Origin of the sequence: Dyadobacter flavalbus (assembly GCF_006149045.1) — a bacterium.
In the GTDB taxonomy this organism is placed as follows: Bacteria; Bacteroidota; Bacteroidia; order Cytophagales; family Spirosomataceae; genus Dyadobacter; species Dyadobacter flavalbus.
In genome coordinates, this window is record NZ_VBSN01000054.1 from 1 (window position 1) to 10,917 (window position 10,917).

The 10,917-nt window shown below is 38.8% G+C and carries 11 protein-coding genes; all 11 read left to right on the forward strand.

Features of this window, described 5'->3' with window-relative positions:
• The first annotated feature begins 144 nt into the window (after positions 1 to 144).
• The 11 genes from FEM33_RS18950 to FEM33_RS19000 all read left to right on the forward strand — a co-directional run bounded on the left by FEM33_RS18950 (position 145) and on the right by FEM33_RS19000 (position 10,486).
• Positions 145 to 585: a GNAT family N-acetyltransferase gene (locus tag FEM33_RS18950; RefSeq protein ID WP_139013570.1), complete on the forward strand. Its 441-nt coding sequence runs from the start codon at positions 145 to 147 to the stop codon at positions 583 to 585.
• Positions 586 to 1,545, forward strand: coding sequence for a LuxR family transcriptional regulator (locus FEM33_RS18955; RefSeq protein WP_139013571.1), 960 nt, complete (start codon positions 586 to 588; stop codon positions 1,543 to 1,545).
• A 318-nt stretch (positions 1,546 to 1,863) separates the two neighbouring features.
• Positions 1,864 to 2,154, forward strand: coding sequence for a hypothetical protein (locus FEM33_RS18960; RefSeq protein ID WP_139013572.1), 291 nt, complete (start codon positions 1,864 to 1,866; stop codon positions 2,152 to 2,154).
• A gap of 26 nt (positions 2,155 to 2,180) precedes the next feature.
• Positions 2,181 to 2,570 (forward strand): hypothetical protein, encoded by a 390-nt coding sequence (locus FEM33_RS18965; protein WP_139013573.1) that lies wholly within the window; start codon positions 2,181 to 2,183, stop codon positions 2,568 to 2,570.
• 327 nt (positions 2,571 to 2,897) lie between these two features.
• Complete coding sequence (locus tag FEM33_RS18970; RefSeq protein WP_139013574.1) at positions 2,898 to 5,318, forward strand: VirB4 family type IV secretion system protein; 2,421 nt, start codon at positions 2,898 to 2,900, stop codon at positions 5,316 to 5,318.
• Positions 5,315 to 6,355 (forward strand): TraJ family protein, encoded by a 1,041-nt coding sequence (locus FEM33_RS18975; RefSeq protein WP_139013575.1) that lies wholly within the window; start codon positions 5,315 to 5,317, stop codon positions 6,353 to 6,355. Before FEM33_RS18970 ends, FEM33_RS18975 begins: the two co-directional genes overlap by 4 nt.
• A complete protein-coding gene (locus FEM33_RS18980) occupies positions 6,352 to 6,954 on the forward strand; it encodes a hypothetical protein (protein WP_139013576.1) in 603 nt (200 codons plus the stop codon). Before FEM33_RS18975 ends, FEM33_RS18980 begins: the two co-directional genes overlap by 4 nt.
• Positions 6,951 to 7,760 (forward strand): DUF4138 domain-containing protein, encoded by an 810-nt coding sequence (locus FEM33_RS18985; protein ID WP_139013577.1) that lies wholly within the window; start codon positions 6,951 to 6,953, stop codon positions 7,758 to 7,760. Before FEM33_RS18980 ends, FEM33_RS18985 begins: the two co-directional genes overlap by 4 nt.
• A gap of 1 nt (position 7,761) precedes the next feature.
• Complete coding sequence (gene traM, locus FEM33_RS18990) at positions 7,762 to 8,814, forward strand: conjugative transposon protein TraM (protein ID WP_139013578.1); 1,053 nt, start codon at positions 7,762 to 7,764, stop codon at positions 8,812 to 8,814.
• On the forward strand, positions 8,811 to 10,091 hold the full coding sequence (locus FEM33_RS18995; RefSeq protein ID WP_139013579.1) for a hypothetical protein: 1,281 nt from the start codon (positions 8,811 to 8,813) through the stop codon (positions 10,089 to 10,091). Before traM ends, FEM33_RS18995 begins: the two co-directional genes overlap by 4 nt.
• Positions 10,088 to 10,486, forward strand: a complete 399-nt coding sequence (locus FEM33_RS19000; RefSeq protein WP_139013580.1) for a hypothetical protein — start codon at positions 10,088 to 10,090, stop codon at positions 10,484 to 10,486. Before FEM33_RS18995 ends, FEM33_RS19000 begins: the two co-directional genes overlap by 4 nt.
• Positions 10,487 to 10,917: the final 431 nt, after the last annotated feature.

The following is a 10,917-nucleotide window of genomic DNA, read 5'->3' on the forward strand; positions in this document are numbered from 1 at the left end:
CTTTTTCTTGGCTCGTAAGTAATTTTCTTCCACTTGATGTTAAGCGGGCATTCTTAATTAAATTGTCTATCATTTTTGTTCTAGTTTGGGCTACAAACCAGTCCAAAGATTAAAGCGGTTAGGAACAAACGGATTGAAGCTTTAATGGATTATAGCTTCGAAGTTTGTTTCAATTCTGGAAAAGTACTCTTAAATGATAACGAAACGGCTTGTGCTCTGGTGTCCTTTCCCGACAAAAAAAAGTCATCGATATCTTCCGTTTTGAACGATATCAACTTTGTCTTTAATGCAGTAGGCCTTGGAGGTGTTACCAAAGCAATGCAACGAGAGAAAATAATCCACGCAAATTATCCTAACTCCAACATTTACTACCTCTGGTTTATCGGCGTTGACCAAGACCAACAGGGGAGGGGAGAGGGCAGTAAATTACTAACAGAAATTTTGAAAGATGCCGCAGATTATGCTCGGCCGGTATTTCTTGAAACCTCAGTATCCAGAAACATTGATTGGTATCAAAAGTTTGGATTCGAAGTTTACAACAAGATTAATTTCACTTATGATCTGTACTTACTAAAACACGCTTAAATGGGAAAGATCGCAGGAACTGACATGCATGTGGTGACATTCTTATTCGTTGTAGTGGAATTGTTAATGTTTACCTCTCAAACAATTTTGTTTTTATCAAGACCCAAGGATAGTGACAGAAAGTACTACATGATACTGCTCGGCCTACTAATAATAAAAAATATTGCAAGTGGTCTGTTTCCGGATCCTGGATTCACAACCATTCCTTTGGCGGTTCAATATGGTCTTGCCTATGGGGCCGGATTTGTTATGGCAAGCTATTTCCCTTTTTACTTTTATCGTGTATTTGAACTAAATGGCCTTAGATGGCATGCGTTGTACGGGGTTCCTTTACTAATACTCGTACCATTTTTTCTGTTTTTCTTAAGTGAGACTATAATCACTGGTAATATAGAAAGCTCTATTAATCACGGTCTTATATTACCGGCTATCTATGGATTAGTCTTATTATTCATTATCCTGAATGAAATAAGAAAAAAGTATTTAGGTCAGGTTAAGAGCAAAAACTACTTTGAGGCGATTGCTGTTTACGCTGCAATCACGCCATGGGCTTTCCTGGCATTTTGTGCGTTTTACAGAATTGAGCAAGTTAAGGAGGTATTTTTAACCAATGCTGGGTTCATTGTTATTACAGTGCTCTTCATTGGTAAAGGAGTAAAAAGGGATCGCGACTCACATCTAAGGCTTCAAGAACTCTCAAAACGCGAGTTTTTTGATAGTAATCAGGTTTTCGAACAGAACCTTACGAACTATAATTTAACAGCTAAGGAAAGAGAGATCGTTAATCACATCAGGGAAGGGAAGACCTATAAAGCCATTGCTGATGAATTGCATAGATCCGAACGTACGGTCACAACACACGCCGCCAATATATTTTTTAAGGTGGGAGTTTCGAATAAAGTTGAACTACTAACAAAGCTGGAAACAGCAGACATCAAAGAAGAAAAAGTGCCAAATTGAGTCAATTTTAAGGCCTACGTAAATATACTTAGAGAAAAATAGTATATTCTACGTAGGCATTTTTTTAATAAATACAACATTCTACGTATTGTCTCAGAGCTTTTAATCCCGGAATTTTGAAATCACAAAGCAACCAAAGAAAATCGTGTGCTTATGGATATCTCTCCCGGCTTCTACCCAGTACTGATATATTATATGATTTTTGGAATCATAGTTTTAATCATCGCGCTATTAAAATATAGGGCCGGAAATAAGACGAATAATAGAAAGATATAAGTTTCCAAAATGACCCATTAGCCCAAATTAACATTGATCGCAATGAAAGTGAGAATTCAGGGTGAAAGAGAGAATGATTATGCTATACTAAAATTTTTAAGAGGTGACAACTTGCCTGAAACACCTCTTTCTACCCCCAAGGAGGCGGTTAAAATTGAACCAGCAGCAGAGCTGTCTGAAAAACGATCACTGATTGGTGACAAGAAAACCAATCGTATCCCAATGAAGAAATTGACCGACAAAAGAAGCCCTCTTTTTGATAATGACGATTTAGAATTAGCCCTATTCACAACTGCATCGAAAAAAATTGAAGAATATAATGCTAATAACTGAAGTTTCACTTAAATCAATAGTTGCTTATGAAGGTAAAATTAAACTGGTGGGTTACTTACCTCACTCCTACGATGTTACTCTTTCAACGATTCGCATACCAATATGGTAGAGCGTTAGCAGTTTTCTCAATTATTATGCTTGTGACCAATGACCTTGCCTTGGCACAAGGTTTAAAAGGCTCTTTCACAAAATTAAAGGAACTTGCAGTTGTCCTGGGTAATCTAATATTTATCATTGCCGTTATATGGGGGCTGGTGAAAACGGTGGCAGGATTCGTCAATAATAGCCCTAACGCCGTCAAAAACCTCATCATGCTCTTTGCAGCAGTAGCTCTATGGTACGGATTCAACACCTTGGTTGAAGATGTTAAAACAAGTATGGGAGATGGAGGATCCGGGGGATTTCAAGGCGACTAAGTTATGGCAATGCAGATCCGAAAAAAACTGGAACAACCGGTTAAAATACTTTCCATGGAAATGTATAACCTGGGGTATATGCTGGCATTTGAGCTTGTATTCGCCGTCTCATTAGGAATTATTAAAATATGGTGGCCAGTACCTACATGGGTGAATATATTTCCCATTGTATTTTTGATAACGGTAATATATATACTTAAATGGGGTGCAGGTAAAAATCATCCTTCATATATCATATCTCTTATTTCATATTCTCTTTTACAACCGAGAAAACTTCGTTTCCAAAAACCGAACTGGAAGCGTGGCATTCCTAGAAATGTATAGGACATGAGTAAAAAAACATTTGCAGACTTGTTTCCAGTGTTCTCACTGGAAGACAAGAAGCTATTTTTCCAAGATGGGAGGGTAGGGATAGGTTTTCGTGTAGAGTGTCCGGAATGGGAGGAGAGAAGCGTAAGTGAAATAAACGCATTCAATGCTCAGTATTCCGCCTTTTTAAGAACGCTACCAACCGGCGCAGCATTACAAACGCTTCATTTTTACTATCCGACGAAAGATCATCTTGAGAGAAGATATAATGGTTATTTCTTTGATAAACTGGTGGACTTTTATGATGAGAAAATTGAGAAAAATCATCATGAGTGTTATAACTTCCTAAGTTTTTCACCTGAAAATGAGATTGATAGAAATGCTGCAAATACTTTTTATTCCTTGGGGAAAAATATAACATCGAATCCATTTAAGGGAATTACCCGGACAGCAAAAAACCTGGAAGACTACTCTCTGACCTTCAAAAATCAACTTGAAGCAGGAAAAGTACATCAAAAAAGATTATCGGATGAAGAACTTGAAAATGTATACTACAAGTTTTTCAATCAGGAATTCTATCCGGAACAAACGGACTTTACGCGCGAAATACACCGGGGTGGCAACCATGCATTAGTTGGAGAAAAAAAACTCCACATCATCACAATCAGCAGCCAGGCTGCACAGGTAGAAAATGCCGCTATTAATGACTTTGGAGTCAGAGTACCATTCATCAGCCCGCTGCTCATGGGATTAACAATCCCCCACGTACTCAGCGTAACGGTAAAAAAAGTCAATGACGAAAAAGTTTTAAGTAAGTATGATAGCGAAAGGAAAATTATAAATAACCTTCAATGGCTGGCATCCCAAGAAAACAAGATGTATGCGGAAGAAGCAGAAGAATTTACTGAGGAAGTCCGAAAATCGAACAAAGGAGTCTTTCGTATAAACATAAGCGTTATCATTTGTACAAATCGTGAAGATTTAATTCTCGACTTCATAAACAAGACCACTTTTGCTGTTAAAAAGATGAATGCAACTGAATGTTACGTTGAAACTTTTGATACAACAAACCTCTTTTTTTCATTGGCACCCGGCAACTCTGGGCAAATTTACCGGTGGCTTACAGTCTCAGGTGATAATGCGGCGGTCTACAATAGTTATGTAACATATTATCGTAATTCAAAAAAGGGTAAAGAACTTGTTCTAGATAGATTTCTCAACCCAGTATATTACAATTCTTTTGAAGAACATATAGCGGGTAAAAACTTTATTGTTATTGGTCCAACAGGAAGTGGGAAATCACTTACAATGGGGTATATGACCTTACAACGTTTTGAGAGAGGGGCGGTAACAATCATCCTGGACGTCGGAGGGACATATTTATCTCTTATCACAGCTCTGAATGGTACTTATAGGGAATATTCGCCAAGTAAACCACTGAATTTCAATCCATTCATTTTTGAAAGGGAGCTAGACAATACCTACAATATTTCAGGAGATACCGGAAAAGACAGGATAATTTTTATCTCATTACTTTTGAGTACAATCTGGAAGGGGACCGGCGGCATCATAAGCCCAGCTGAAAACGCTCTTCTACTTAGGTTTGTTGAAAATTACTATCATTTTTTCAATTCCAGCCAACCAACAGCTGTCCCAACATTAACAGGCTTTTGTGATTTCCTTAAAATTTACTTTAAGGATCTGAAAAAAACCAAGGAGTTTAAAGCAGTAGGGGACAATTTCAACCTTGATAATTTCCTTATCTGTATGGAGCCATTTTCAACCGGTCTATACAGTGAAATGCTCAATTCGTCTAAGTATGAAAACCTGTCTGATAGTAAGCTAATCTGTTTTGATCTGAAAAGGGTAAAGGAAAATCCAGTATTATATCCGGTTGTTACAATGCTTTTAATGCAACTCGCTTTGGATGTCTTGTCCCGGTATCCGGACATTGAAAAATACATCATGCTCGACGAAGCCTGGACGATGCTGTCTGGATCCATGGAAGGAGTCATTGAATATATGTACCGCACGATTCGAAAGGTAAAAGGATCTATTGGGATAATAACACAGGGATTCAGTGAGATAGAAAAAAGTAGTATTGGTAACACAATCATTGTTAATACGAGTACCAAATACATTTTATCGCACCATGAGGACCTAAATGGTATTGACAAATTTTCTCAGCCTCTATCATTCAGTCCTCATGAAGTTGAAAAAATAAAAGGCTTACGAAGGATGCCTGGATATCGGGAGATTTTTGTCAAACAGGGGGAAATTAGCAAAGTGTATGTGATCTATCCGAATTATCACCTCATAGCAATTCTCACCTCAGAGCCAGATGAGCGAAATAAGCTACGCGAACTACAAGCCAAGCTTGGGGATATCCACAAAGCGATTGATGAGTTTATAAAACTTAAACAAAACAACCTGATATGAACAACCTGCCTGAATCTGCCGCATACTTTGTAAGTGAGGTAGAAAACATTTTGCCCAATATCCTGAAAAGTTGTTTGCTCCTGATCCCACTGTTCCTTTTTATACAGGTTGCTTACAGCCTGGTTACCGGACTAATAGTTGAAAAAGACATAACCTATGATGTTAGGGGCTTAATTAGAGGAATTTTGATCTGGATCACTGTTGCTGGGTATATGGTGGGGATGGATGCATTCTCGTTGGCGTCCAGATATTTGGAGGAGATGGTTCCAAAAAGAAATGTTATGGAAGTCCTTACCCAAGTATCAAAAAATGTAATGACTAATGATATTGATTTGAAAAAGGAAATTCAGGATGCTGGTAACAAGGATGTTGATGAAAGCGGAAATCCCACTACCAGAATAACCGATCCGGATGCATCCAAAGACACCAGAGTAGCTTTTAATAATTCGACGGGTCAAAGTAGATATTGGTGGGACATTTTTGGTTCTATGCAAAAAATGAAACGAACGATTATTGATAGCCTTACCATGTTCCTGGCGGAAGGTTTAGCGCTTATAATCCGTTTGTCTATGGAACGGATCCGGATGGTCTTACTTGGATTTCTTTATCTGGTGGGACCAATAGCACTCAGTTTATCAATAGTTCCAGCGTTTCGCGGTTTAGCCTTGCATTGGTTTAGAATATGGCTTTCGACTTCGCTATGGGCGCTCACATTGGCAATTTTAGATAGTCTGATGATTGCATATTATATCTCAGCATCAGCTAATCCGATAACCCCAATGGATGCCAGCGGATTAATTGGGAATCTCGATTTTGTTGTTGTGATGTTCGTTTTTATTGTCTGTTATCTGCTGACTCCGGTCTTAACCAGTTATTATATTCAAGCTTCTGGTGCATCAGAAGTAGCAAGTGCGGTAGGCAGGACAGCACAAACATTGTTATTGGCAGGAATGGCAAAAATTCCAGCATTAGCCAGATTTATGGGTGGTGGTAGATCCGGAGCAAATAATAATCCCTCAAATTCGCCAGAATCATGATAGTAAATCATTTTGAAAAAAAATTCAATGCTTTGTCCATTATAGCAATCGCAGCTACTGTTGGATTCATTGGAATTAATCTCGTTTGGCTGTACTACTATAACCTGGTTAGAGAGGAGTCCATGCAATATGTATATGTGACGACGGATTTAGGAACCATCGGGGCTCAAAGAACAGCATATCTTCCAACGATTTATGAGGCAGAAAACATGGTGGAAGATTTCATGGACAAAATGTTTTCTCACAATGCGGAAAATTATAGATCCAGGATTGAGAAAGCAAGAGGACTAATTAATCTTCAGGATTGGCTAGCAATTTACAAACGATTTAAAGATGAACAGGTTATAGAAGGTTACAACAGGTATAACTCCGGAACCAATCTTGCAATTGACTCAGTAAAAGTAAACATTGGGACAGAGCCTTATCAGGGAGTTGCCTATACCCGACAAATAATAAAGTATCAGGACCAACTCATTGAAAACCCCGTTGCCGCCAAATTTGAGATAATCAGGGTGCAAAGATCTCCGGCAAACAAATATGGCTTACAAATCATCAATTTCTCTTTTATCGACTACAATATCAACAAGAAAATAGAATGAAATATTTATTCATGTTGTTAGCGTTTACCGGATTAACTGCTTACGGACAAGGAGATACTGTGTATGTTAATACCGAAGGGACAACCTATATGGTGTTCGACAATGATATCGAAATATTCAATTTTGGAAATACTCAGTATACAGGTGTAGCAGAATCAGGAAACATGTTATTCCTAAAAGCTACTAAGCCTGATGCGAAGGCAACTACACTGCTGGTTAAGTCAACCGGTGGTAAAATTTTCATGGGTTTCATTGGATTCAAAAACAGTCCGGAAAAACCTTTTTGGGATCTTCGAAAAGTTGATAAAGATGAAATAAATGATGGCCTCGTGGAAGATGTCAATATTTTGAAATACAAGGGAAAAAATACCTTAAACATTGAGAAGAAGATGTTAGCGCTTCTTGGAGAGCGTAAAAACGAGATTTCCAATGAAGCCAACAATAATATCAACCTGACTCTCAATAATGTAGCGAATGATAAAGAGGCATCATATTTCAGATTTAACCTGAGAAATAATAGTACAGTCATTTATCACATTGACTTCATTTCTCTTAGCTATAAAGATCAGCGTAAAGCAAAAAAAAGGAATAGCGTCGAAAATCAAAATACGGAAGTCCTGCCAATATCCAAAATTGTACCTGAGTCCATTCAGCCTCTTTCTAGTGAAGAATTGCTCTTTGCAGTTCCACTATACTCTCCGGGAAGGAAAGGCTTTCTGGAAGTGATCATTAGAGAGAAGAAAGGCGTTAGAGCTGTCATTATGAATGTAAAATCTAAGAAGATTGCCAAAGCTAAATTGCTGTAAAATGGAAAAGATCAAAGAATTTTTCTCAAACAAAAGGAATAAAACGGCTTTAATAATTGGAGCTGCAATTCTATTTATTTCAGCAGCGCTCGGACTCCAGTATGTAGACACCGGTGATCATAGGACTATGTACCAAAATATCCGGCTAAATCCGAAAGAAGACAAAAGAGGCCCAAAATACAGTGCAACCAGAGAAGCTGATTCCATTTTAACAGATTTATACAATAGTGGCGATAGTCTAAAAATAGAAGAAATAGATGCCAGGACAGGTAAATTTCAATTTTTTAAAGGGGTAGACCTTTTAAAATATGGAAGGAAAAGTAATCAAAAAGTCGACACTGCTGTCCGAGCACCGTTACCGACAACTCCGAAAAAAGACACCATCATTGAAAAAATAGTATACGTAAAAAACCCTTCTCCCAAAAGAAAAGCTTATCCCAAAAAGATATTCACTGAAAATGAAGAGCCCAAAGAACCTCCATTGGAATTTAACACGCATCACGCGATAGATAGATCATCTAATACAAAATCAGGTCTCTCAGGTAATTTGGTTACTGCTGCGGTATTAGGCAAACAAACTGCTAAATCGGGGCGTAAGGTTCGTTTTCGTGTAACTAAGCCCGTTCAAGCAGGAAATTACCTGATTAAAGAGAACTCAATAATAACTGCGGTTAGCCTGGTTGGAGGAAACAGGATTCTTTTTAATTCAGTGTCGGTCGCAGATAATACAGGTCAGGTACTTCCAATATCCTTATCTCTATATGACAAGGATATGTCACTAGGCCTCAATTTCGATCCAGACAATCCACAACGCGAACAACTTCGAACACAACGAAATCAAACAGCCGGTGACGTTGTAAGTGATGTTGTTGACGGTGTACCGTATGGCGAAGGACTTGTGGATAATGCCCTCATTGATGCTGGAGGCGCTTTGGTCAGAGGTGGGGTACGTGCGTTGACACAAGGGAGGTCTCAGAAAAAACGTAATGAGGTTGAGTTGCCGGACGGTTACAAAGTAATATTTAGTATTAACCACCAAAACAAAGTGCTATGAAACGGAATCTAATTCTTCTAATACTCTTCATGTTATTTCTAATACCACAAAGTCATGCTGTTATAACCATTGATGTCGCTGGTATACAAAGGCTTATTGCATTGATGAATATACTTGGAAAGAACAAAGCACAATTAAAGCAGCTTAAACAGATCCACCAACAAACCAAAGGAACAAAACTCAATACCGAAAATATATTTGAGTTGAATTTGGAAATAGAAGAGCAGCTCAGGCAGACAGGAGAATTTGGAAAGATCTTATCAAACTCCCCAGCTGGGCGAGATGTATATGCAGATCTGAGAGAGCTAGAAAAACTGGTCAAAATAAGCTATCCAAAAGCAGAGAATCTGGTTAACTGGATGGCGGTGACGGGCTGGGAAGCAATACAGTATATGGATGCAAAACAGGTTACTGAAAAAAGCGGTGTCCAAATGTATGAGGCTTTGGTAAAGAACTCGACACTTGAAACAGCTGGCAAAACTTATAGCGACGTAATCTCCTCTGTGAATTTCTCTCACATGGCCATGTACGGTGGACAAACAGCCATTCAGAAAAGAAAAATGCAGTTAGCACTGACATATCTGAAAACTGCTGATAAACTTGAACAAAAAGCACTCTCTATTTCCGAAGGTATAAAGAGTGGCCAAAACGGAACAAAGATCTCAATCAAAAACAAGGATTTTTCTATTGACGGTCTCCTGGATGGTTTTGCTGATGCAGTCAGTGGTGGCGATATCTCTCAGGTATTTTCCGGAGCAGGCAGTAAGAATGTGAATGTTGGAGGTCAGAATTTCGTTGTGGGAGGGGATGGTACTGTTATAAATTCAGCTGGCCAAATAATTGGGAAGGACATCATGTTTGGTGTCCACGAAGAAGCTGCGAGCAAATCTGAAAAAGGTGTTGATAAAGATGTCTTTAAGCAAGTAGTACAAGAACGGCAAGCGAATTTTGAAGCATTCAGAAATGCGGAGATTCAAAATGAGATTTTGAAGAAAATACAAACCTCTGACAATACTGACTATACTTCCGGCTTGGCCAATGATTATACCGGGCCGTTTAAACTGGGCACTGGCAGCAATGGGCTCCGAATGACTACCGGCGAACGAATTATGGCAAACAAAGCAAGTATCGACCTGTACACCAAGGCACAAGAGCTACGGGAAAAAGCAGACGCTCTTTTAAAGGAAGCTCTTGCTAAAACTCCTATTCAGGAAGCTGTGGATGGAGTAATATATAGAAATTATCAGTTGAACGAACTTGGCAAAATAAGGCTATGAAAAACATAATATTAGTAATTCTGCTCATTACAGGATGTAACAGGCAGGACGACAAAAAGGACCTTCAAAAATCCGAAATCGCAGGTGTGGTAGTTAAGACGTACAATGCTACACGTCAATACATGGATGGTACAAGCAAGATTGACCAGCAGAAGATCGTTTCCAATTTCAGCCAAAAATCAAGAGAATACATGAAAATTCCGGCCGTAGCCGATGTAATTTTCCATGGTGGTGCCATTTACAAAAATGTGCAGGTTATCTCTACCAATGTGAACGCGCAGCAAAATGGTGCGTTCGTCACCTGTGAGGGGGTTCTCAAAGTCACTGGGCAAAGAGAGAAATTCACGCACAACCTGGTTTTAGAAAATGGTCATTGGAAGATTGCACTACTTTGAAAATATAGTACTTTAGTACAAAGATCACTTTGTTTGAGGTTATCTTGTACCCCGTTAGCCTGTCCGCTGCGGGGTATTTTTTTACGTACCTAATTTCTCAAATAGCAATTCAATATGAAATTTTGGGCTGTTCCTGACAAAGCACTATTGAGTCTAATACTTTGTCTATTATATACGATACGCTTGATTTCCCATCAGATGGGGAAGATTGGATGGAAACACACTGTCCAGGGATGTACCTCATTTTTTCTGAAACAATAAATACAGCCAGGTCTTCACCTGTGAATGAATGACGGAAGACTATGGGAGTGTACGCTGAACTGTGTCAGGGTTTGATTTTGGGAGATTCAGCCGCCCAAGAAAAATTCTCGATCTGCCTGTAATCTGTCACCAAATTTAATATACAATTGAGACATGGTCAAGCCCCAGTT